We start from the raw sequence: 22,190 nt of genomic DNA, 5'->3' as shown, positions 1-22,190 counted from the left end.
TTTAACTAAAATAACTTAAGTTCGTGCTTCAAGCATTAGGCGTTTCATATCGCGGACTGCTTTTTCCAATCCATCAATCGCGGCGCGAGCAATGATAGCATGACCTATATTAAGCTCGTAAATTTCTGGCATTGCTGCAATCGGTTTTACATTATGATAATGAAGTCCATGTCCCGCGTTAACAATCAGCCCCAAACTCGCTGCGTATTTAACACCTTCACGAATGTGCTCTAACTCTTTGTGTAAATCGGTATCATTTGTTGCATCAGCATACGCGCCAGTGTGTATCTCTACATAAGGAGCACCACATTCTTTGGCTGCATCTAATTGCACTTTATCTGCATCAATAAATAACGATACTTTAATGCCTGCGTCAGTAAGCATTTTTGTTGCGGCTTTAATTTTATCTATATTACCCGCTACATCTAAGCCACCTTCGGTTGTTAATTCTTCGCGCTTTTCAGGTACTAAACACACGTACTCAGGTTTTACTTCAAGCGCTATTTTTATCATTTCATCGGTAACAGCTGTTTCAAGATTCATGCGTGTTTGAATCGTTTTAGCCATCACGTAAACGTCGCGGTCTTGAATATGGCGACGATCTTCACGTAAGTGAATTGTAATGCCGTCGGCGCCTGCGTGCTCAGCAACACTGGCTGCATGAGCAGGGTCTGGATATGTAGTTCCACGCGCTTGGCGAAGCGTTGCAATATGATCAACGTTTACACCCAAAAGAATATCTTTCATTATTTTACCTGTAAAATTACGATTATTGAGAAGCACTAAAAAGCTCACGGCTCTTTAATGGCTTATTACCTAACAAAGGCTTTAATAAATATCGACTTAATTGTTTTGCCATATATAACACATCAGTTTGGCTAAAGTCATGATTTGCTATCGCATTTAGTTGTAAACCGCTAAAGCCAGAACGCGTATCTTCTTGCACTAAAAAACCAAACTCAGGAAAGTAACTATACGTTTGCGTCTCGTCTATTGGTTCACCACTGGCATCAAAACTAAAATCGACGCCATAGCCAAGTAGCTCTAATAATTGAAACTCGTATGAGCGAAGCACAGCTTGTAAATTAGCCCCACTGTTTAGGTTTTCTAAATGCGTTTTATAAAGATGAAAAACCTGTTCTATAGGTTCATTAATAGGCACTATTCGGTTAGTTAATTCATTTAAATAAAAGCCACAATAAAGCTCATCACCTTTTAAAAAAAGTGGTGTGCCATGTAGCTCAAACTTATTGATGTATTTTAGATCGTATTTACCACTGTAATGGACAAGTAGTGGTTGAAAAGGTTGTAACTGAGCTTTATGTTTAGTGGCCTGGCGGCCACTAATGCGTGCAATCATTCTAAGTTGCCCAACGCCTTCTACAAGCATATCAAGCATTACTTGCGAGTCACTGTAAGGACGTCGATGCAATAAATAAGCAGTGTAGAAGTCGCTATCCATAGATAATACTAATTATTGGTTTAGTCTTCACCATAACCTAAGCTTCGTAGTGCTCGTTCATCATCAGCCCAACCAGATTTAACTTTCACCCAAAGCTCTAAAAATACTTTGTTATCAAGCATTTCCTCTATGTCTTTACGGGCTTCACGGCCAATGGTTTTTAGCTTTTCGCCTTTATTACCAATAACCATGCGTTTTTGTGTTTCGCGCTCAACAAGAATTAATCCGTTGATATGCCAAATACCGTTGTCTTGCCATTTAAACTGTTCAATTTCAACAGTAACAGAATACGGTAATTCTTCACCCATGAAGCGCATTAATTTTTCACGGATAACTTCAGCTGCCATAAAGCGCATTGAGCGGTCAGTGACGTAATCATCCGGAAAATAAAACTCACACGGTTGTAAGCGCTTAGTTACTTCAGCTTTGATTAAGTCTATATTTTTTCCCTGTTTTGCAGACACAGGCATAATACCAACAAAATCAAACTTATCGCCTAACCACTTCATATGAGGCAATACAAGATCGCGGTCTTTAACTTGGTCTATTTTATTAATAACCAATAATACCGGCTTACCACTTTGCGATACTTTGTTCAGTACCATGTCGTCATCAGCATTCCAGTGAGTGCCTTCAACTACAAATATAATAAGCTCTACATCACCGATTGAGCTAGACGCTGCACGGTTCATTAAGCGGTTAATAGCACGCTTTTCTTCAACGTGTAGCCCTGGCGTATCGATGTAAACAGCTTGATGTTTACCTTCGGTATGAATACCCATAATACGATGGCGCGTTGTTTGTGGTTTACGTGAGGTAATACTTACTTTTTGCTCAATGATCTCATTGAGTAAAGTCGATTTACCAACATTTGGACGTCCTACAATTGCGACCATGCCACAAAACGTATCTACATCACCTTCACGAGGCTGTATTAGGGTATCAAGATTCATTTTTAATTATCTTCAATGCTTTTTCGGCAGCTTTTTGTTCAGCCTTGCGGCGTGAGCTACCAACAGAAATTATGCTATCCATTCCATCAACAATACATTCAACCGTGAATGTTTGATTATGTGCCTGGCCTTTAGTATCAACCACAGTGTAACCTGGAAGAGGCAACTTACGGCCTTGTAGATGCTCTTGCAGCAGGGTCTTCGGATCTTTTTGATTAAGCCCTGGTGAAATAGCATCCAAGCGAGATTCATACCACGCTAATATAAGCTCGCCACAGCGGTCGATACCTGAATCTAAAAATGCAGCACCAATAATTGCTTCTACTGCATCGGCAAGCGTTGACTCACGACGGAATCCGCCACTTTTAAGCTCACCCGGACCTAAGCGTAAATAATCGCCCAAGCCAAATTCAAGACCAAACTCGGCAAGAGTTTGACCTCGTACAAGTGTTGAGCGCATACGGCTTAAATCACCTTCACGCGCTTTAGGGAATTTGGCATAAAGTGCATTAGCAATCACAAAGCTCAAAATAGAGTCACCTAAAAATTCTAGTCGCTCATTATGTTGACCTTTGTGGCTGCGGTGCGTCATTGCCTGCTCAAGTAAACCTTGATCAGTAAATACATAGCCAATTTTGTCATATAATTCTGTTACATTTTTTTTCATTGTTACTGAATATTACCTAGGCGCTCAAAGCGAACACCAGTTGGAACCCATCCTGGTAAAATATCATCAGGGCCATTCTCAAATTCAAAACTCATCCATATAAAGACAGCTTTACCCACCAAGTTTTCTTTTGGTACAAAGCCCCAAAAGCGACCATCTTGGCTGTTGTCGCGGTTATCACCCATCATAAAATAATGATCAGCAGGAACAGTCCATTCATCAGAAGGCGTGCCCGGTTGCTGGTAATAACGCCCTTTTCTTTCAGGCGCTTGTGGGTTGATTAAAATATCATGCGTAACTGTTGTTAAATTTTCATTTACGCGAGCTAGAGGCATTGGGCCTTGTTTAAATTCGTTATCATTAATTAATTTAAAATCAATTTTATTGAATTCATTACATAAAAGCTCACCCTGCTGGGTTTCGCCTTCTTTACAATTTGGCTGAATATATAAACGTTTATCACGATAAACAACTTTATCGCCAGGTAAACCTATTGTACGTTTAATATAGTCAACTTTTTCATCTAACGGGTATTTAAAAACAACAATATCACCACGTTCAGGTTCACCCATATCAACTAATTGGGTACGCCAAACAGGGTCTTTTATTCCATATGAGTACTTTTGCACTAAAATAAAATCACCAACTAGCAGCGTAGGCATCATTGAACCCGATGGAATTTGAAACGGTTCAAAAATAAATGATCTAAAAATAGTAATTGCAGCAATCATCGGAAAAATCGACTTTGCCGTTTCTGTTATTACTGGTTCTGGTGCTATTAATGCTGCTGTTTCATCATCTAACGGCGCACCTGCAGACTTTTGCGCTATCGCTAAGCGCGCCTGTCTTTTAGGTGCATACAGTAAGTGATCTATTAACCATATTAAGCCTGAGCCTAAAGTTAATAGCACCAATAAAACTGAAAAATAACCAGCCATTTATAATCCTTTGTTTTTATTTACCAACTTTTAAAATAGCTAAAAACGCTTCTTGAGGCACTTCAACATTACCTACTTGCTTCATTCGTTTTTTACCATCTTTTTGCTTTTTAAGTAATTTTTTCTTACGACTCACATCACCGCCATAACACTTAGCGATTACGTTTTTACGTAATTGCTTGACTGTGGTACGTGCAATAACATGCTGTCCAATCGCTGCTTGAATCGCAATATCAAACATTTGACGAGGAATAAGTTCTTTCAATGCATCAGCTAACTGACGACCACGAGATTGTGCACCATCTCTGTGAACAATAATCGCAAGCGCATCAACACGTTCACTGTTGATCAAAATATCAACACGCACCATGTCTGATGTTTGGAAGTGTTTAAAATTATAATCCAGTGATGCAAAACCACGACTTGTAGATTTTAATTTATCAAAAAAGTCCATTACCACTTCAGCCATAGGCAGCTCGTATGTAACAGCTACTTGCTTTCCGTGATAAGTCATTTTTGTTTGGCTACCACGTTTTTCAATACACAAAGTAATAACATTACCTAAGTATTCTTGTGGTACCAAAATATTTGCTTCAACAATCGGCTCACGAATCTCTACAATATCGTTTACCGCAGGTAAATCAGATGGGTTATCAATCTGGAATGTACCTTCTTTGGTAACTATCTCGTAGATTACCGTAGGTGCCGTAGTAATTAAATCAATATCGTATTCACGCTCTAAACGCTCTTGAATGATTTCCATGTGTAGCATGCCTAAAAAGCCACAGCGGAAACCAAAGCCTAGTGCAGTTGAATTCTCTGGTTCAAAGAATAACGACGCATCGTTTAAGCTTAATTTATTAAGTGCATCACGGAATGATTCATACTCATCTGATGCAATTGGGAACATACCTGCATAAACCTGAGGCTTAATTTTTGAAAACCAGGTAAGCGAAGTGGAGCTGCATTTTTTTGATGAGTAATAGTGTCACCTACTGGCGCACCATGTATCTCTTTAATGCCAGCAATAACAAACCCTACTTCACCTGTTCTTAAAATACCGGTGTTGGTTTGCTTAGGTGTAAACACACCCACTTGGTCGGCAGTATGTATATGCTCGTTCGACATTATTTTTATTTTGTCGCCAGTGCGTAATTCACCGTGCTTAATACGCACTAGTGATACAACGCCTTGGTATGGGTCAAACCAAGAATCGATAATAAGTGCTTGTAAAGGTGCATCTTTGTCGCCTACTGGTGGCGGAACATCTTTAACAATCATTTCAAGTACTTCAGCAATACCTACGCCTGTTTTAGCACTACACTGCACAGCATCTAGGGCATCAATACCAATAATCTCTTCAATTTCTTCTGCAACACGTAAAGGGTCTGCTTGCGGTAAATCGATTTTATTAAGTACTGGAATTACTTCTAATTCCATTTCAATAGCGGTGTAACAGTTAGCTAGTGTTTGTGCTTCAACGCCTTGGCCTGCATCAACAACGAGTAGTGCACCTTCACATGCAGCTAAAGAACGCGACACTTCATACGTAAAATCAACGTGTCCTGGAGTATCAATGAAATTAAGTTGGTAGGTTTCGCCGTCGTTCGCTTTGTAATTCAACGTTACACTTTGCGCTTTAATGGTAATACCACGTTCGCGCTCAATATCCATTGAATCCAAAACTTGTTTTTGCATTTCACGGTCGGTTAAACCGCCACAAACTTGGATCAAACGATCTGAAAGGGTCGATTTACCATGGTCAATATGGGCGATGATCGAAAAATTACGGATATGCTTCATAAACTGGATTCTATACTTCTATTTTAATGGACTAAATATGAATACCTAAGTGACTTGAAAATACTTGCTTTAGGATGCCATAAGCTCAGTTTGTAAATTACAGACTTAGCTCACGCTTTTTAAGATGGGTTATAATCATTTTATTTAATGAATAACAATAAGTTATGCTTAATAAACTTAAATAAGTCAGTCAGATAAAATAATTTTAAAAACCACAATTCCCTGTATTTCCAAGTTACTTTGGTATAAAACGGCAATTTTACATTTAATTGGCGTCAATCACCATCTATTTGAGTTAAAGGGATACTAATTGGATGAATTTTTATTACTTTTATATCGTGCTTAAGTGATTTAACACGAGTTTTAGCAATAAAAAATCCAGTAATGCCACCTAAAGCCGCCGCTAAGATTTGCCAACCTTCGGCCATTAAAAGTAACTCAGAAGCAATAAATGCAAACGTTAGACTTAAAAATAAAGGTAACATATATACAGCAAAAGCATGTTTAACAACGAGGCTATCATCAAGTGACAAAGTAACTTTTTGACCGACCTCGACTGGTAAATCGAATCTATATGGAAAGGTTTTTTTGCGGTGCCGAATAACTTGCCAAACACTTGTGATCCACAACGACCATTACAGCCTTCGCAAGCTTGCTTTTGTTGCGCTTCTAAATAAGCAATGTGGCCATCAAGGGCCACAACTGTGAGGGTTTGTTCAATCATAACAATCCTTACGGAATCGTCTATAGTGCGCGGGTAACTGACTCTGCAATTGCTTTTGCGGTCATACTCGGTACATTACCAACAACCGATACATCAAAATTACCGCCATTATGCACATATACCGTCGTTGCACCAGATGTTAATGCACCGCTTAAACGCTTACCAGGTAAAGGTCGCTGTATAAATATAGAGATCTCAACAAAACCATCAGAAAATAAATAATAGTCTGTTAACTCATTATTTAAATCGAGTTTATGCCTGTCAGATTTTAATAATTCAAAGCCATTAGGTAACCAGTTTATATTCCAATTCTTTGCTGTATTCTCTGCACCACCTAAATCACTTTCTGGTAGAGGCGTTGGAAAGTTACGATTGAGTACTTCCAACAGCATACTAGCAGGCTGTTCAGTAACACTAACATGAGTTAGCTGTAGCTGTTCAAGCGCCTCACCTTCGTGGTTCACGTACGCTGCTTTTAAAAGTAAAGACGACTCCATATCAAGCCAAATCCAGTAGTTATATTTGAATTCATCTTTGGATTCAATTCGAACTAATTGAGCCGCACGCCCTGCAATGCGCCCTTTACCACCCATTACAAAATCATAATGTGCGCTCAAACGCTCAATGTCTTTAAATAACACTTCAGGAATGGGGCCAGCAATCGAATCAGTTTTAAGAGAGTATGGCTCTGACTGCGGTTCAAAATAAGTGACTTGATTATTAACACGAACCATTTCAAGGCCTGCGCCATTGAGTAAACTTAAATGCTCAAGCTCTGTGTCGCCTTGTTTGGCATGGACCCAACGATATGGTTCCATTGTTTTACCCTTAACAACCACAAATGAAGCATCAAAATTACGGTTATGTACGGCATTAGCCATTTTAAGTAATAAATCTTTGGCAGGATTTATATCGTTGGCAAATGCAGTAAAGCTAACTACCAACGACAGAATAAAAGTGATTACTTTCATTTAATTAGTTTTTTCCTCTTGCGCTTTTATACTATTTTGCGCTGTTTGAAGCGAGTTAGCAACACGTGCTTGTCGTTGATGCTCTAAAACTAATGCGCCAATACGTTGTTGCTGCAATTCACGTAAGCCTTGTTCAGCATTTTCAAGCGCTGGCTCAGATGAGTAACTTACTGGCGAAGCCATACCTGTTAAAGGGGTAGTTTGCAGTAAAGGGATTTCGCTTTGCTGCTGATTGTTACTTTGCGGAAGTGTATTAACGCCCACAATAGCAAACATTGCCACACTTGCTGCAATCGCTAGTTGGGCAACAGGTTTGCGCCAATTAAAAGCAACTACATTATTTTTTACAGTTTCAGTGACTGCTTGAGGCTCTGTGTTTGGCTGGTTGAAGTCAGCATAAACAGGCTCGCTTTCTAATGCTAATGCAACGCGATCGCTAATATCAATATGTATGTCATTATTATTTTTTTGAGCACGCATTGCATCACCAATTAACGCATAACGGCCAAACGTGGTTACATCTTGCTCTGCAATTTTTGCATCAGTTAGATGTTGTTCGCCATCAAGTAATGCCGATAACACTTCGTTATCTAACTTGTTAAGGTGTGCTTTCGTCATACTAAGACTCGCCTATTAATGGGTTTAATTTGTTATCAATTGCTTCTCGGGCACGAAAGATACGCGAACGCACCGTCCCGACAGGGCAATCCATGACCACTGCTATTTCTTCATAGCTCATCCCTTCGATTTCTCTTAGGGTTATCGCAGTTTTAAGATCTTCAGGCAAACTATCAATCGTATTAAAAATAACAGCGCGTACTTCTTCGCTTAAAAGTAGATTTTCAGGGGATGCATTTGAACGCATCGAATCCGCACAGTCATAAAATTCAGCTTCTTCAGCGTCGATATCATTTGCTGGCGGTTTACGGCCCTGTGCTACTAAGTAATTTTTAGCACAATTAACGGCAATACGGTATAACCAAGTATAAAAGGCACTATCACCTCTAAAGTTTGGAAGTGCACGATAAGCTTTTATAAATGCTTCTTGTGCTACATCTGCAATATCACCTTGGTTTGATACATAACGTGATATCAAACCTGCAATTTTATTTTGATACTTCTTTACTAATAGATTGAAGGCGTTTTTATCACCCTGCTGAACCCTTTTTACTAGCGCTAAATCTAATTCCTGCTCGCTCATTCGAGCCGGTACTCCTATGTCTGATTTTTGCTTGTTATTCATAGTGTCGCTATTGTTCACAAATACTCTGACCTCTACATGAATAAAAAGTTCTGTTTAATATTATTTTTTTATAAAATAGTTCATAAATAACAGCGTTAGGCTATTAAAATCACTACGTAGTAATATGACAAATATGATACAACTACAGATATTGAAAACAAATATTGCTCTATACGAGCATTGTAACCGCAAAGTACCTCTGACATGAACCAAAATAAACACCACATTGCTGATGTCGCTATTATCGGTAGCGGCGCAGCAGGCTTATCACTAGCTTTATCTTTAGCTAATTTTTGTAACGTTACCGTAATTAGTAAAGGGGCTCTGACAGAAGGCTCTACATTATATGCTCAAGGCGGTATAGCTGCTGTATTTGATAAACAAAATGACAGCATAGAATCCCATGTAGAGGATACACTCGATGCTGGCGGCGGCTTGTGCAACAGAGAAGCCGTCCACTACACTGCAAGCAACGCCCATGATTGCCTGCAATGGTTAATTGATCAAGGCGTGCCTTTTGATATGGAATTTGATAGTAAAGGCAAAGAGCGCTTTCATTTAACGCGCGAAGGCGGTCATAGCCATCGTCGTATTTTGCATGCAGCTGATGCGACTGGCAAAGCAGTACAAACTACATTAATAAGCCAAGTAAAAGCGCATAAAAATATTACACTTTTAGAGCAATACAACGCAATTGATTTAATTACTGATAAAAACACCGAAAAAACAGCTTCGCATATTCACGGTATGTATGTGTGGAACAAAAAAGCTAAAAAGGTAGAAACCATTTCGGCAAAATTTGTTGCTCTGGCGACCGGCGGGGCAAGTAAAGTGTATTTGTACACCTCAAATCCTGACGTATCAAGTGGCGATGGTATTGCAATGGCGTGGCGGGCGGGCTGTAAAGTGGCCAATATGGAATTTAATCAGTTCCATCCAACAAGTTTATATCACCCTGAATTACAAAACTTCTTAATTACTGAAGCTATGCGTGGTGAAGGCGCTTATTTAAAACGCCCTGACGGCACTCGCTTTATGAAAGACTTTGATGAGCGTGAAGAACTTGCTCCACGCGACATTGTTGCACGCGCAATCGATTTTGAAATGAAACGCCTCGGCGCAAACTGTGTTTACCTAGATATTAGCCACAAAGATAAAGATTTTATTATTGAGCACTTTCCTACTATTTATGCGAAATGCTTAAGTGTAGGGCTTGATATAACCAAAGAAGCAATCCCAGTTGTCCCCGCTGCCCACTATACTTGCGGCGGTGTAATGACCGATTTTAACGGAAAAACCGATTTAGATAATTTATACGCTGTGGGTGAAGTAGCTTATACAGGCCTTCACGGTGCAAATCGCATGGCAAGTAACTCATTACTTGAATGTATTGTGTTTGCCCATGCTGCTGCAAAAGATATTTTAAGTAAAATAGAGCATGCGCCAGAGCCTATAGCACTTCCATATTGGGATGAAAGCCGAGTTAGTAACTCCGATGAAGAAATTGTAATTACCCATAACTGGCATGAACTACGATTATTCATGTGGGATTACGTTGGTATTGTTCGATCAACTAAGCGTTTAGAGCGTGCACTGCACCGAGTTGAACTATTACAGCAAGAAATACATGACTACTATGCTAATTTTAGAGTCAGTAATAATTTGTTGGAGCTACGTAATTTAGTGCAAGTAGCTGAATTAATCATTAGAAGTGCAATGGAACGCAAAGAAAGCCGTGGCCTTCATTACACTATTGATTACCCTGAGCAAAACGAAAATCCAACACCAACTATTTTGACCCCGCAGCGCCACTAATAGCGCTAAGTGTTGCACGTTTTAATCGAGCATAGCTTTGTTCGTTAACTCCATTGGCTGAAATAATTAGCCAATGGTTTTTACTAAAGCCTTTAATATAAAGCCATACACTGCTACCAAGTATGCGACTTTGAGTACTTATTTCACCTTGAATTTTTAGCGACTGACTTTCAAATCTAAATAGGTTTGGCTCTAAAATAACAACTCCCCGTATCGGGTGAGCAGCTAAAACTTTTCGCCAAACAAATAATCCAGCCACTGTATTTACTACAACACAAAAAAGCATTGCCAGTACAGAACTTAAAAATAAGCATAATATCAAAGCCAGCATACAAAAAAAGACCACAACTGGTTTATGGTCTGCTTTATTATCTGTAACTGTAAATCTATACACGAACTCTATCTAAAATAAGTGAAACCATTGTATTTAACTGCTCATCTTTACACTCTTGATGCCCCATAAACCATGCAAATAAATCAGGGTCTTCTTCTGTTAGCAAACGCTGAAAGATAGCTTGCTGCTCTGTGCTCAAAGAGTCGTATGCTTCTTCTACAAACGGCATAAACAAAACATCTAGCTCTAACATGCCACGACGGCAAGCCCAACGAATACGTGCTTTACTATGAATTTCAACCATTTTAAACCTCATACTTAATTGACTCGAGTTTAACAAATGCGTGTCAACTTATCAGCTATTAATCGCCGATTAAAATAATAATCCACGCCAATTAGCGCTTGTCTGTACCATACGTAACAACTGCGTTATTATGTCACTTCATTTATATTGCAAAGAAGGTTTTTATGTCGAGCGTTTATGCATGTCCGTTATCTCATCAACTTATTAGCCTTAGCGGTGCTGATAAATTATCTTATTTGCACGGGCAAATTACTCAAGATCTCAATAAATTAACCAGCAGTAACTATTTATGGACTGGCCATTGCAGTGCCAAAGGAAAGCTTTGGGGTGTATTTAAATTATTTTCTCATCAAGATAACTATTACCTTACAGGCAGCGCAGCCGAAGTAGAAAAGTCGTTAGTTGAACTTAAAAAATACGCTGTATTTGCAAAGGTCGATATAAATGTCTCCTCTGAGCGTTTAATTGGCTTAATCGGCGATGACTTAACAGACGTACTTGCTCAGCTTAGTATAACATTTGAAGACGATGCTACTGCGTGCGACTTGAGTTATGGTAAAGCATTAAAGTTAGCAGATAATCGCGTGTTATTGATGGTTGATAGCCAATTTAGTATTCCTGATAATATATCGACTCTTGATAACGATGCGCCCTGGAAACAAGCAGCAATTTTAGCCGGCGAACCACAATTAAGTAGTGAAGCTATTGGGGAATATGTTCCGCAGATGGTTAACCTACAAGCTATTGGTGGCATTAGCTTTAAAAAAGGATGTTATACAGGTCAAGAAACTGTGGCCCGTATGAAATACCTTGGTAAGAATAAACGCGCAATGTATATCGTTTCAGGACAAAGCGAAGGGCTACTTTCAGAGCTTGATCTGGAAACCCAGTTAGGCGAAAACTGGCGCCGTGCGGGTAAACTTATAACGCAAAGTTTTGATGAGCAAACAAGTAAACTAACAGGCCTCGTTGTGTTGCCAAACGATACTGATGTAACTCAGGTACTTCGTGCAAAACACACACCTCAGGTGGAGCTAAGCATTCTGCCTCTACCCTACTCTCTTGAAGATGAATAAATAGGAATGACTATGATCGTTGCGGCAAACAAAGTGGTAAAAATGCATTATTCGGTAATGGATAATGATGGCAATAGCATTGATAACTCGTTCGGTGGTGAGCCACTACACTTTATCATTGGCACAGGCTATTTAATTTCAGGCCTAGAAAATGCTTTGCTGGGCAAGCAACCAGGCGACACGCTTAGCGTAAAGGTTGAACCTGAAGAAGGTTACGGCGAGCGCCACGACAACCTAATGCAAGCGGTACCTAAATCAATGTTTGAAGGTATGGAAATTGAAGTTGGCATGCAATTTCGTGCATCAACAGATGATGGCGACCAATCAGTAATGATCATCGATATTCAAGATGAAGAAGTGATTGTAGATGGTAATAACCCGCTTTCAGGTATAACACTTAACTTTGATGTAGAAATTCTAGAAGTGCGTGATGCAACACAAGACGAATTAACTCACGGCCACGTACATGGCGAAGGTGGGTGTGGCCACGACCACTAATATTGTATACAGCAGATAAAAAAGCGCCTAAGGCGCTTTTTTTATATCATATTGTTGCGCTTAACCACTTCAGTTTCGCTTTTTGTCTTACTAGGAAGTGCTATTGATACTTTCTTTTCTTTCAATGCGGCTAGTAAACCTTTTTGATCGTTTGTACCTACACGATACATAGTGCCATCCTTAAGCGTTAGCTGTATTGCACTAAAACCAGATACTGTATACACCCAACCATCGTGAGTAATACGGATACCTATACCATGGCGATATGAATTTTGTACTGCTTTTACTTCAGTAATCTCGCTAAGCAAAATACTTTGCCCAGCAACACCAGGCCCAAACGCCCAACTTATTTTATTATCATCAACTTTTACTGTTAAGCCATGAAACAAAAAGCCCACCAGCACTAAAATACCAGTAAATATCATTAAGGGTCCATCTGCACCTAATAAGTTCCACGCTAGTGCAACAAATCCGCCTATCCATGCTAATACAAAAAAATGAACACCGCATACTGCTTATGCTGATACATAACACTCTCTAAAATTAAATAAATACTTAAAAGTTATAAACCAAGGTTGCACTAAGCTCTGAATCAAACTTAAGTTTATCATCCTCGGGTTTTGAATTATAACGGTACATATACGCAAACTTAAGTGATACAGCACCAACGACTTGGCTTATTAATGCTGTTTCTGATTTAAAGCGAGAATTAAGACCCGAAAGCGATTGCTCTACACTGACATCTTGATTAAAACGAGTTCGCTTAGAAACCAAACGCTCCCATTGCATTGCAACTCTGACTAAATAACCCGTTTTATTTATATCATCCTCACTTACATCTGACTCTTCATCAGCAACGGAGCGATATAAACCGGGTCCTACATCAATATCAACTTTGTTTTTAACACCTTGATATACACGAGTACCGTAACCGGTTGCGATTGTGCTTTTAAAATCTAAGCCGCTAAATTCATCTTCTTCGTAATCGCCGTAAATAAAAAAGGATGAGTTTTTCACACCCACTTTATAATTACCCTGTGCAGAGACAAACACACGATTAGCTGTTACATCGCTGTCGCCTGTTTCATCGTTTTCATCGCGCTTATAAAGGGAGTCTATTTTGAATTGATTACGCCACTTCTCAAAGTCTTGATATAAATTACCTTTGAGCTTAAAACTGGTCGAATTAGCGTTGCCTTTGCTAAGAATAAAGCCAAACTCAGTATCCCCATAAAGCATTTCACCTTTGTGTAACTCATGGATCTCTTCATCCGAAAGCTGTCCATATTCATGAAAATCTTCAAAAGGATCAACAGCCCAGCTTGGGCTACTAATCAATAAGAGAATTAAAAATAAATACTTACGCACAAATACGCTCTCTTGCACACAATTATAAACAAACAAGCAATATGGGCTTATTCACTTTCTTTCCATAAAATATGACAAAACGGCGCGTCTTTATCACGACTAATTAAAATTTTTGCAAATAAGGCATCTTCATTTTCAAATTCTAAACCGACTAACACTTGAATAAAGTGCTCTGGCTCAATTTCAAGTGCCACAAAATCTTGCCATTGGTCATCTGGCTCATCTTCTTCAATAAAGCCAAGATCTTCTCGGTATTGATTAAAGTCTTCAACATCTTTATCGCTCAAGTTATTTGGCGCTAGCTCTAAAAAAATATCATAGGCTTGATGAGTTGCTTCTTCTATCGTGTGTAAACGTGGGCCAGACATGAGTGATTAACCTCTAAGCTTTTAAGTGACATCATAATAACAAAACTAGCATCTATATAGATAAAAAAACGCTTAAATACCTTACTTTTTTATCATCGCTGCACTCATTTCGAAATATTTATATTGTTATTAGCAAGATCAACAATATAAGACTTTGAATTACTCAATTAATTCATTTTTTGTGTAAAAACTTTCTCTCTTTACTTAGTTAACTTAACAACATAAGCTCAAGTAACAGGTCAGAGGAGTGTGTAATGATAAAACTAGAAAAACAACATGGCATTGCTACCGTCACGCTTAGTAGAGCAAAAAAGCAAAACGCATTAAGCTTTCAAATGTTTGTAGATCTAAACAAAGCCATTAAAAACATAAAAAGAGATCGCAGTATTCGTGCTGTAGTAATAAAAGGCGATGGCGAGCATTTTTGTGCAGGCCTTGATATATCAGCTGTCATGGCGGCATCATTGAATATTATAAAATTATTGCTCAAATGGTTACCTGGCAATCAAAACTTAGCGCAAAAAGTAGTATTAGGCTGGCAGTCACTAAGCGTTCCTGTTATTGCACAAATTGATGGCAACTGTTTAGGAGGGGGCTTACAAATAGCACTAGGTGCCGATTACAGGATTGTTCATGTTGATGCCAAGCTTGCCATTATGGAAGCACGCTGGGGGTTGTGCCCCGATATGGGCGCAAATGTAATGATGAGCGGTTTAGTTAAGCGTGACCAAGCACTTTGGCTTGCAAGCCACGCAAACCCAATCACAGCACACCAAGCAAATGAGCTAGGTTTGGTTACTCAGCTTACCGATGATACTCAACAAGCCACGCAAAACATGCTCAATACATTACTCGAGCGCTCACCCGATACGCTTGCTGCTATTAAACGTGTTACACAACTTAGCTATAAACCAAACCAACGAAAAATACTCGCTAAAGAAACCTTCAGCCAAATTCGCTTATTGCTAAACCCAAACACTAAAAAAGCAATTGCTAAAGCAAAAGGAAAAGCGGACATAACCTACGCAAATACAAAGCGCTGGTAGACAATGCATAAAAGAGTTTGATTTGTTAAAGTTAAGCTCTTATCTTTTCTGTGAGCCACTTTGATGAAATATCTGCTCAGTAGCGCTATTATTTTACTATGTTTAGCCTGCGCTAAACTCATTATGCACTTTATTGGTGGAAGCTTTCCTGCACCGTTACTCGCTATGGTTATTTTATTAGTTTTACTCTTATCGGGTATTGTAAAAGAGCAACATGTAAAACCATGCGCCTCCCCTATTTTAAATATTATGCCTATATTTTTCATTCCTGCGGGTGTGGGATTTATTGAACATCTCGGCCTTATAAAATCGCACTGGGCATTTTTAGCATCAGTTGTGTTGCTAGTTCCTATAACTACCTTATTGCTTGTTAGCAGTGTAATTGCGTACTTTAAGGGAAGAGAAAATAATGACTGATTTTACTTTTTCCGCTATTTCAGAGCTACAGCCTACTTTATGGTGGCTAAGTATTCCTTTTATAATTGCATTGTTTTTAGCACTAAGGGCCGTAAACCAAAGTATAAAAAACAGCGTATTAAAATCGCTCACCAACCCCGTATTTTTAAGTATTAGTGTTATCGCTTTATTCCTCGTTAATCTAAATTTGCCTTATACGCAATTTGCCACGCACAGCAAATTGCTAAGCTGGTTATTAGAGCCCGCAATTGTCGCTTTAGCGCTTCCTTTATATCAGCAGTTTACACACGTACGAAAAAATCTATTACTTATAGTCGCAACATGTAGCTTAGGTATTGTTAACGCAACCGTTGTGGCATTTTTGCTAAGCATATTATTTAATGCGCCAGCGCAGCTAAGTGCATCTGTTGCCGCACTCAGTGTCACTACACCTATATCTTTAATCGTCACTGATTCATTGGGTGGAATCAGTTCACTTGCTGCAGCTTTAGTTATTTTTATTGGTTTACTAGGGGCTTTATTTGGTTTTATGCTTTTTAAACTCGTTAATATTTTTAATCACGAATCTCAAGGCGTTGCCATGGGCACAGCTTGTCATGCAATTGGGACTGCCGCTGCTATTGCCGAGCATCCAAAAGTTGGCGCTTACTCATCGGTTGCAATGGCGCTAAGCGCTTTACTAACAGCGATTATAGTACCGCTGTTATATCCATTTTTAGTCAACATTTTGCTATAGTTGGAAAAATACAACATAGCCCTAACATAGAGCGCTTTATGATCAGTTCTGAAATCGAACAGTTTGAAAAATATTACACCATGCTTACTGAGTATATGGTTACCTACAGTATGCAAATTGTCGGTGCTATTTTTATCGTCCTCATTGGTTTGTGGATAGCGCAAAAGCTTGCCAAATTTGTAGCTGCGTTAATGACCCGCCATAATGTTGACATTACGCTCACTAACTTTGTCAGTAGCGTGGTAAAAGTACTGCTAATTGTAATGGTTATAATTATTGCACTTGGCAAAATAGGTATAAGTGTTACTCCCTTTGTAGCAGCTATTGGTGCTGCATCTTTAGGGGCTGGTTTGGCGCTGCAAGGGATGTTATCTAACTATGGTGCTGGGCTTGCAATTATTGCCACACGCCCCTTTGTAGTAGGCGACACAATTGAAGTTAAAAATGTAAGTGGCCAAGTTAAAACCATTGAACTGGGTTACACCATTTTAATCAATGAAGAAAAAGTAGAAATTACTATTCCAAATAAACATATTGTGGGCGAAATACTTCACAACTCGTTTAGTTACTCATTGGTCAAAGGTGAGATAGACATAGCTTATAGTGCATGTTCTGATAGCGCCATTAGTCTAATTGAAGAGGTACTTAAAGCGCACAAACTGGTCGCACAAAACCCATTATCGCAGGTCGGTATTGAACGTTTTGCCGATAGCGGTGTTACAATCAGCTACAGATATTGGGTGCCTACTACTAAAATTATCGAAACCAAACTGGCTATTAACGGCGGTGTTTATAAAGCAATTAACAACGCTAAGATTGAAATTCCATTTCCTCAACGCGTTATTACAATTAATAAAAACGGTTTAGAGAGTTAATTTAGTTTTAAGTGTGAGCCTGCTTAGCCGCAAGCTCACACATTTTAGAACAAACTAAATATCAATTAGTAAACCATCGTCTTGTTTAATTTTTTCAATCACCATATAAGTGTGGTGCGTACCGACTCCCGGTATATCAACTAAATCCCCCAATACTTGTCTATACTCTTCCATGTTAGACACGCGTATTTTTAATAAATAATCATAGCCACCAGCAACCATGTCGCATTCAACCACTTGTTTAATTTTTAAAATATGCTCTCTAAACACTTTAAATACGGCTGTATTTGAGGTAACAAGCGAAACTTGCACATGAGCAACTAAGCTTTGATTTAGCTTAGCTTCACTAAGTTTTGCATAATAGCCTTCTATGTAGCCCTCTTGCTCTAAACGTTTAACACGATCAAGGCATGGGCTAGGGCTCAAGTTAACCTGTTTTGCCAGGTTAACATTAGAAATTCTGCCGTTCTTTTGTAGAACGTCTAGTATGGCTAAATCGATACGATCTAGCATGCGTAATCTATTTGGAATTGTCATAACAGAATTTTATGCGGATAAGTTAAATTTATGCCCTGTAAATTATCGTAAATCGCGAAATTTAACCAGCATATTCTGCGGAATTTTAATTAGAATGCACTCACAATATCACTGATAATTTATTGGTAATTAATTTTACTTTAAATCCTAAACACTCCTGAGGGTTGCTTATGTTATTCAACGGCGATTTAACTACTAACTGTCCTATTAGACAGAAAATTCGTGACTTTTACCGCATAGACGAAAATGCGGTTATCGATCATATTTTACCGCTTGCAGAAGTGGGTGTAAAAGCACGAAGCCGTGCATGGGAAAGAGCCCGCCAGATTGTTTTAAACATTCGTAAAGAGCAAGATGGACAAGGCGGTGTTGACGCACTTTTAAATGAATTCTCACTCTCTAGTGAAGAAGGTGTTGTATTAATGTGTTTGGCCGAAGCGCTGCTTCGCGTACCAGACAAAGCAACTCAAGATGTACTTATTCGCGACAAATTGGCCAAAGGTGATTGGAGCTCTCATTTAGGAAGCAGCGATTCTTTATTTGTAAACGCGTCCTCTTGGGGATTGTTAGTTACCGGTAAAATGGTTAACTACACAGACAAAACGAAAGAACAGCAGTTTGGTATGCTTAAAAAGACCATTGGTCGTTTAGGTGAGCCAGTTATTCGTAAATCTGTAAACTTTGCTATGAAAATTATGGGCAAGCAATTCGTTATGGGCCGTACCATTGACGAGGCAATTGAACGTGCTGCCGATACAGAGCAAAAAGGTTATGTGTATTCTTACGATATGCTAGGCGAAGGCGCGCGCACAATGAAAGATGCGAAGCGTTACTTTGACAGCTACATGAATGCTATACACTCAATTGGTAAAGCGGCTAATGGTCGTGGTCCAATTAAGAGCCCTGGCATTTCAGTTAAGCTTTCTGCTATTCATCCACGCTATGAGTTCACTCATAAAGACCGTGTGATGGAAGAAATAGTCCCTAAGTTAAAAGAACTTGCTCTTGCCGCTAAAAAATACGATATCGGCTTTACCGTTGATGCCGAAGAAGCTGACCGTTTAGATATTTCATTAGATGTAATTGAAGCGGTATTTAGCGATGAAGATCTTGGTGATTGGCAAGGGTTTGGTTTAGCGGTTCAAGCGTACCAGAAACGTGCTATTTTTGTAATTGAATGGCTAACCGAGCTTGCGACCCGCGTTGGTCGTAAAATGATGGTCCGTTTAGTTAAGGGTGCTTATTGGGATACAGAGATTAAAACCACACAACAAGATGGTTTGGATCACTACCCCGTATTTACACGTAAAGCCACAACCGATGTTTCTTACAAAGCATGTGCAATTAAAATGCTTGAAGCGCGCGATGTGCTTTATCCGCAATTTGCTACACATAACGCTTACACTGCCGCGACTATTTTAGAAGTAGCCAAAGGCGACAATACAGGTTTTGAATTTCAACGTTTGCACGGTATGGGTGAGTCACTATTCGACCAAATCGTTAACGAAGAAAAAATTCAGTGCCGCGTATATGCCCCTGTTGGTCAACACGAAGATTTACTTGCTTACCTTGTTCGTCGTTTATTAGAAAATGGCGCTAACTCATCATTTGTAAATGCCATTGTAGATACATCTAAACCTGTTGAATCGCTATTACCAGATCCTGTAGAAACACTACAAGGCTTACGTAACAAGTACAATACGCAAATTAAAATGCCAATTAATTTATACGGTGAAGAACGTGCTAACTCTAAAGGCATGGATTTAACCGACATTAACGTTATTACCCCTTTCAAAGAGAATCTTGAAAGCTGGTTTAATGAGCATTTAATTGAGCAAAGCCAAGTACCTGAAGGCTCATTGGCCGTTAAAAACCCAGCGAATCATAAAGAAATCATCGGCCACGTTAAATTACAAACTGGCGAAGAGATGAAAGTATTACTGGCTAACGCTGAAGCAGCTTTTGAATCATGGTCGCAAACACCAGTAAAAGAACGTGCAAATTTACTGCGTCGCGTTGCTGATATTTTAGAGCGTCATCACGACGAACTTGTTGCTATCTGTATTAAAGAAGCGGGTAAAGTAGCACAAGACGGTATTGATGAAGTGCGTGAAGCGGTTGATTTTTGCCGTTACTACGCGGCGCGCGCTGAGGAGCTATCGCAAGATGAACGCTTTGAAGCCCGTGGCGTTATTTTATGTATCAGCCCGTGGAACTTCCCGCTTGCAATATTCTTAGGCCAAGTTGCTGCTGCCATTGTTACAGGTAACACAGTAATAGCAAAACCTGCTGAGCAAACAAGCTTAATTGCCCTTCGTGCAATTGAACTAATGCTGTCTGTTGGCTTACCTGAACATGTTGTTCAACCGGTTATTGCTCGTGGTTCTGAAGTAGGCAAAACAATTGTTCCTGATGAACGCATTCAAGCAATTATGTTTACCGGCTCTACAGAAACAGGCACATTAATTTCTCAAACACTTGCAGCACGTAACGATATTCAAGTACCGTTAATTGCAGAAACTGGCGGCCAAAACTGTATGATTGTTGACTCAACGGCGCTTCCTGAGCAAGTAGTTGACGATGTGATCAGTTCTGGTTTTCAAAGTGCTGGGCAACGTTGTTCGGCTCTTCGTGTTCTATTTATTCAAGAAGACGTAGCTGATGGCATCATCGATATGCTTAAAGGGGCTCTAGCTGAGTTACACATTGGCGACCCATCGTTACTATCAACTGATGTAGGCCCTGTAATTGATGAAAAAGCACTTAAAAACTTAAACGACCATGTTGAGTACTTAAAAGGTAATGCAACACTGCATTACGAGTGCAAAATTCCTGATAATACATTAAATGGTGCATTCTTTTTTGCGCCTCGTTTATATGAAATTAAGGACTTATCAGTACTTAAACGTGAAGTATTTGGCCCATGTGTTCATATTGTGCGTTTTAAATCGAGCGAACTTGATGATGTGATGGATCAAATTAACAACACAGGTTATGGCTTAACAATGGGTGTACATTCACGTATTGAAGAGCGCTGTGAATACCTTGCTAAAATGTCACGTGCGGGTAATGTTTACATTAACCGCAACATGATTGGTGCTATTGTTGGTGTGCAACCATTTGGTGGCCGTGGTTTATCAGGTACTGGCCCTAAAGCCGGTGGCCCTAACTACCTACAACGTTTAGTAAAAGAAAAGGCATCACCAGATAACGTGCAAATGACAAACCTGACGCCAGATGAGCTTGATTTACACCACTACAGTGGTGCAAATGAACAAGTTAAAAAGCTAATGGCTAACTCAATGCGCGATGAAAAGATTTGGCGTGCAACACCGCTAAATGACCGTGTTTCGGCTGTACGTCAGTTGCTTGCTAAAATCGCGACGGTAGAAATTATCGACGATTTAGCAGACGATTTGGCATTAACACTATCAGAAGCTCGTGCACAGCTTAACCGCCTAGAAAAGCACATGCGTAAATTTACTACCCTGCCTGGGCCAACGGGTGAGTCTAATACACTTCATCTAGAAGCGCGTGGTTGTGTCGTGTGTTATGCAGATAAGAGCACATCATTTAACTTCTGGGCATTGTCTATCATTACCGCTATTGCCGCAGGTAATACGGTAATTACTGTAGCGTCTGAGCTGTTTTATGATGAAGCTGTTGCCTTTAAAGATAAATTTATCTCTACAGGTGTTGCTGAAGGTGTTTTCCAAGTTGCTAAACCTAATCAGTTACAAGCTATCTTGGCTCACCCTCATTTAGCAGGTGCAGTAGTTGCTGCTCGCTCGTCTCGCTTAGGCTACTTTAGCCAGCAGCTAGCACAGCGTAAAGGTGCTATTTTACCAGTAATTAGCTCTGAGTATTACGATACGTTAATCAAACGTCTTATTACTGAAAAAACAATCAGTATTGATACAACAGCATCAGGTGGTAACACATCACTAATGACGCTTGTTGAAGATGATGAGTAATTAGAAAACTAATTTCTTAATAGACACGAGAGGCACCTAATGGTGCCTTTTTACTATGTAAATAGCGTAAAGTTTGTTACT

At 39.4% G+C, this 22,190-nt stretch carries 21 protein-coding genes and 3 pseudogenes; 8 read left to right on the top strand and 16 right to left on the bottom strand.

Annotation, left to right across the window (positions count from 1 at the left end):
* Positions 1-15: 15 nt before the first annotated feature.
* The 10 genes and pseudogenes from pdxJ to rpoE all read right to left on the bottom strand — a co-directional run bounded on the left by pdxJ (position 16) and on the right by rpoE (position 8,719).
* Positions 16-747 carry a pyridoxine 5'-phosphate synthase gene (gene pdxJ / locus P4S71_RS13375; protein WP_337150834.1) on the bottom strand — a complete coding sequence of 244 codons (732 nt, stop codon included), beginning with the start codon at positions 745-747 and terminating at the stop codon, positions 16-18.
* A 22-nt stretch (positions 748-769) separates the two neighbouring features.
* Positions 770-1,462 (bottom strand): DNA repair protein RecO, encoded by a 693-nt coding sequence (recO, locus tag P4S71_RS13370; protein ID WP_007377525.1) that lies wholly within the window; start codon positions 1,460-1,462, stop codon positions 770-772.
* 20 nt (positions 1,463-1,482) lie between these two features.
* Positions 1,483-2,415 carry a GTPase Era gene (gene era, locus P4S71_RS13365; protein WP_033028994.1) on the bottom strand — a complete coding sequence of 311 codons (933 nt, stop codon included), beginning with the start codon at positions 2,413-2,415 and terminating at the stop codon, positions 1,483-1,485.
* Complete coding sequence (rnc, locus tag P4S71_RS13360) at positions 2,405-3,082, bottom strand: ribonuclease III (RefSeq protein WP_007377527.1); 678 nt, start codon at positions 3,080-3,082, stop codon at positions 2,405-2,407. Before rnc ends, era begins: the two co-directional genes overlap by 11 nt.
* Positions 3,083-3,084: 2 nt before the next feature.
* Positions 3,085-4,020, bottom strand: coding sequence for a signal peptidase I (gene lepB / locus P4S71_RS13355; RefSeq protein WP_008134817.1), 936 nt, complete (start codon positions 4,018-4,020; stop codon positions 3,085-3,087).
* Between the two features lie 16 nt (positions 4,021-4,036).
* Positions 4,037-5,823, bottom strand: a pseudogene (lepA, locus tag P4S71_RS13350) (translation elongation factor 4).
* 275 nt (positions 5,824-6,098) lie between these two features.
* Positions 6,099-6,547 (bottom strand): annotated as a pseudogene (locus tag P4S71_RS13345) (SoxR reducing system RseC family protein).
* Between the two features lie 20 nt (positions 6,548-6,567).
* Positions 6,568-7,518 carry a MucB/RseB C-terminal domain-containing protein gene (locus P4S71_RS13340; RefSeq protein ID WP_033040040.1) on the bottom strand — a complete coding sequence of 317 codons (951 nt, stop codon included), beginning with the start codon at positions 7,516-7,518 and terminating at the stop codon, positions 6,568-6,570.
* Positions 7,519-8,136, bottom strand: a complete 618-nt coding sequence (locus P4S71_RS13335; RefSeq protein ID WP_337150833.1) for a sigma-E factor negative regulatory protein — start codon at positions 8,134-8,136, stop codon at positions 7,519-7,521.
* 1 nt (position 8,137) lies between these two features.
* Positions 8,138-8,719 carry an RNA polymerase sigma factor RpoE gene (gene rpoE / locus P4S71_RS13330; RefSeq protein ID WP_007377533.1) on the bottom strand — a complete coding sequence of 194 codons (582 nt, stop codon included), beginning with the start codon at positions 8,717-8,719 and terminating at the stop codon, positions 8,138-8,140.
* Between the two features lie 246 nt (positions 8,720-8,965).
* On the opposite strand from rpoE, the gene nadB reads away from it, so the two are divergent.
* A complete protein-coding gene (nadB, locus tag P4S71_RS13325; protein ID WP_008134820.1) occupies positions 8,966-10,576 on the top strand; it encodes an L-aspartate oxidase in 1,611 nt (536 codons plus the stop codon).
* Here the strand turns inward: nadB and P4S71_RS13320 are convergent.
* Together P4S71_RS13320 and P4S71_RS13315 are read right to left on the bottom strand one after the other, a co-directional pair.
* Entirely contained in the window at positions 10,551-10,907 is a 357-nt protein-coding gene (locus P4S71_RS13320; protein ID WP_007377535.1) for a hypothetical protein, read from the bottom strand. The two genes, nadB and P4S71_RS13320, sit on opposite strands and share 26 nt — an antisense overlap.
* Positions 10,908-10,962: 55 nt before the next feature.
* Complete coding sequence (locus P4S71_RS13315; protein WP_008134821.1) at positions 10,963-11,214, bottom strand: FAD assembly factor SdhE; 252 nt, start codon at positions 11,212-11,214, stop codon at positions 10,963-10,965.
* 164 nt (positions 11,215-11,378) lie between these two features.
* Here P4S71_RS13315 and ygfZ point away from each other — a divergent pair, with 164 nt between their 5' ends.
* Together ygfZ and P4S71_RS13305 are read left to right on the top strand one after the other, a co-directional pair.
* Positions 11,379-12,290, top strand: coding sequence for a tRNA-modifying protein YgfZ (gene ygfZ / locus P4S71_RS13310; RefSeq protein ID WP_096792618.1), 912 nt, complete (start codon positions 11,379-11,381; stop codon positions 12,288-12,290).
* 12 nt (positions 12,291-12,302) lie between these two features.
* Positions 12,303-12,788, top strand: coding sequence for an FKBP-type peptidyl-prolyl cis-trans isomerase (locus P4S71_RS13305; protein ID WP_007377538.1), 486 nt, complete (start codon positions 12,303-12,305; stop codon positions 12,786-12,788).
* Positions 12,789-12,829: 41 nt separating this feature from the next.
* On the opposite strand, the pseudogene P4S71_RS13300 reads toward P4S71_RS13305, so the two are convergent.
* The 3 genes and pseudogenes from P4S71_RS13300 to P4S71_RS13290 form a co-directional block, all read right to left on the bottom strand.
* Positions 12,830-13,317: pseudogene (locus P4S71_RS13300) on the bottom strand (hypothetical protein).
* Positions 13,318-13,343: 26 nt separating this feature from the next.
* Positions 13,344-14,156, bottom strand: a complete 813-nt coding sequence (locus tag P4S71_RS13295; protein WP_007377540.1) for a DUF481 domain-containing protein — start codon at positions 14,154-14,156, stop codon at positions 13,344-13,346.
* 47 nt (positions 14,157-14,203) lie between these two features.
* Complete coding sequence (locus P4S71_RS13290; RefSeq protein ID WP_007377541.1) at positions 14,204-14,524, bottom strand: HI1450 family dsDNA-mimic protein; 321 nt, start codon at positions 14,522-14,524, stop codon at positions 14,204-14,206.
* Between the two features lie 254 nt (positions 14,525-14,778).
* Between P4S71_RS13290 and P4S71_RS13285 the strand changes: the two genes are divergently transcribed.
* The 4 genes from P4S71_RS13285 (at position 14,779) to P4S71_RS13270 (ending at position 17,598) form a co-directional block, all read left to right on the top strand.
* Entirely contained in the window at positions 14,779-15,570 is a 792-nt protein-coding gene (locus tag P4S71_RS13285; protein WP_337150832.1) for a crotonase/enoyl-CoA hydratase family protein, read from the top strand.
* Between the two features lie 63 nt (positions 15,571-15,633).
* The gene (locus P4S71_RS13280; RefSeq protein ID WP_076923569.1) at positions 15,634-15,987 is read left to right on the top strand and encodes a CidA/LrgA family protein; all 354 of its coding nucleotides are present in this window, start codon (positions 15,634-15,636) and stop codon (positions 15,985-15,987) included.
* Positions 15,980-16,723, top strand: a complete 744-nt coding sequence (locus tag P4S71_RS13275; protein WP_337150831.1) for an LrgB family protein — start codon at positions 15,980-15,982, stop codon at positions 16,721-16,723. The genes P4S71_RS13280 and P4S71_RS13275 overlap by 8 nt, the downstream gene beginning before the upstream one ends.
* A gap of 38 nt (positions 16,724-16,761) precedes the next feature.
* A complete protein-coding gene (locus P4S71_RS13270; protein WP_007377545.1) occupies positions 16,762-17,598 on the top strand; it encodes a mechanosensitive ion channel family protein in 837 nt (278 codons plus the stop codon).
* A 54-nt stretch (positions 17,599-17,652) separates the two neighbouring features.
* Here the strand turns inward: P4S71_RS13270 and P4S71_RS13265 are convergent, their stop codons facing one another.
* On the bottom strand, positions 17,653-18,135 hold the full coding sequence (locus tag P4S71_RS13265; RefSeq protein ID WP_033015324.1) for a winged helix-turn-helix transcriptional regulator: 483 nt from the start codon (positions 18,133-18,135) through the stop codon (positions 17,653-17,655).
* Between the two features lie 170 nt (positions 18,136-18,305).
* Here P4S71_RS13265 and putA point away from each other — a divergent pair, with 170 nt between their 5' ends.
* On the top strand, positions 18,306-22,109 hold the full coding sequence (gene putA, locus P4S71_RS13260) for a bifunctional proline dehydrogenase/L-glutamate gamma-semialdehyde dehydrogenase PutA (protein ID WP_337150830.1): 3,804 nt from the start codon (positions 18,306-18,308) through the stop codon (positions 22,107-22,109).
* The last annotated feature ends 81 nt before the right edge of the window (positions 22,110-22,190 follow it).

This window comes from Pseudoalteromonas sp. B62, assembly GCF_037162565.1.
Taxonomy (GTDB): domain Bacteria; phylum Pseudomonadota; class Gammaproteobacteria; order Enterobacterales; family Alteromonadaceae; genus Pseudoalteromonas; species Pseudoalteromonas fuliginea.
Note: the sequence above shows the minus strand (reverse complement) of the source record. Positions and strands in the feature narration are given on the sequence as shown.

Excerpts from the sequence above, each read along its gene's own strand:
- ygfZ (WP_096792618.1), top strand. The coding sequence starts at position 11,379 with ATGTCGAGCGTTTATGCATGTCCGTTATCTCATCAACTTATTAGCCTT.
- P4S71_RS13320 (WP_007377535.1), bottom strand. The coding sequence starts at position 10,907 with ATGCTGGCTTTGATATTATGCTTATTTTTAAGTTCTGTACTGGCAATG.
- P4S71_RS13270 (WP_007377545.1), top strand. The coding sequence starts at position 16,762 with ATGATCAGTTCTGAAATCGAACAGTTTGAAAAATATTACACCATGCTT.
- P4S71_RS13280 (WP_076923569.1), top strand. The coding sequence starts at position 15,634 with ATGAAATATCTGCTCAGTAGCGCTATTATTTTACTATGTTTAGCCTGC.
- P4S71_RS13315 (WP_008134821.1), bottom strand. The coding sequence starts at position 11,214 with ATGGTTGAAATTCATAGTAAAGCACGTATTCGTTGGGCTTGCCGTCGT.
- lepB (WP_008134817.1), bottom strand. The coding sequence starts at position 4,020 with ATGGCTGGTTATTTTTCAGTTTTATTGGTGCTATTAACTTTAGGCTCA.
- recO (WP_007377525.1), bottom strand. The coding sequence starts at position 1,462 with ATGGATAGCGACTTCTACACTGCTTATTTATTGCATCGACGTCCTTAC.
- P4S71_RS13275 (WP_337150831.1), top strand. The coding sequence starts at position 15,980 with ATGACTGATTTTACTTTTTCCGCTATTTCAGAGCTACAGCCTACTTTA.
- P4S71_RS13340 (WP_033040040.1), bottom strand. The coding sequence starts at position 7,518 with ATGAAAGTAATCACTTTTATTCTGTCGTTGGTAGTTAGCTTTACTGCA.
- P4S71_RS13290 (WP_007377541.1), bottom strand. The coding sequence starts at position 14,524 with ATGTCTGGCCCACGTTTACACACGATAGAAGAAGCAACTCATCAAGCC.
- pdxJ (WP_337150834.1), bottom strand. The coding sequence starts at position 747 with ATGAAAGATATTCTTTTGGGTGTAAACGTTGATCATATTGCAACGCTT.
- rnc (WP_007377527.1), bottom strand. The coding sequence starts at position 3,082 with ATGAAAAAAAATGTAACAGAATTATATGACAAAATTGGCTATGTATTT.
- era (WP_033028994.1), bottom strand. The coding sequence starts at position 2,415 with ATGAATCTTGATACCCTAATACAGCCTCGTGAAGGTGATGTAGATACG.
- P4S71_RS13285 (WP_337150832.1), top strand. The coding sequence starts at position 14,779 with ATGATAAAACTAGAAAAACAACATGGCATTGCTACCGTCACGCTTAGT.
- nadB (WP_008134820.1), top strand. The coding sequence starts at position 8,966 with ATGAACCAAAATAAACACCACATTGCTGATGTCGCTATTATCGGTAGC.
- P4S71_RS13305 (WP_007377538.1), top strand. The coding sequence starts at position 12,303 with ATGATCGTTGCGGCAAACAAAGTGGTAAAAATGCATTATTCGGTAATG.
- P4S71_RS13265 (WP_033015324.1), bottom strand. The coding sequence starts at position 18,135 with ATGACAATTCCAAATAGATTACGCATGCTAGATCGTATCGATTTAGCC.
- putA (WP_337150830.1), top strand. The coding sequence starts at position 18,306 with ATGTTATTCAACGGCGATTTAACTACTAACTGTCCTATTAGACAGAAA.
- P4S71_RS13335 (WP_337150833.1), bottom strand. The coding sequence starts at position 8,136 with ATGACGAAAGCACACCTTAACAAGTTAGATAACGAAGTGTTATCGGCA.
- rpoE (WP_007377533.1), bottom strand. The coding sequence starts at position 8,719 with ATGAGCGAGCAGGAATTAGATTTAGCGCTAGTAAAAAGGGTTCAGCAG.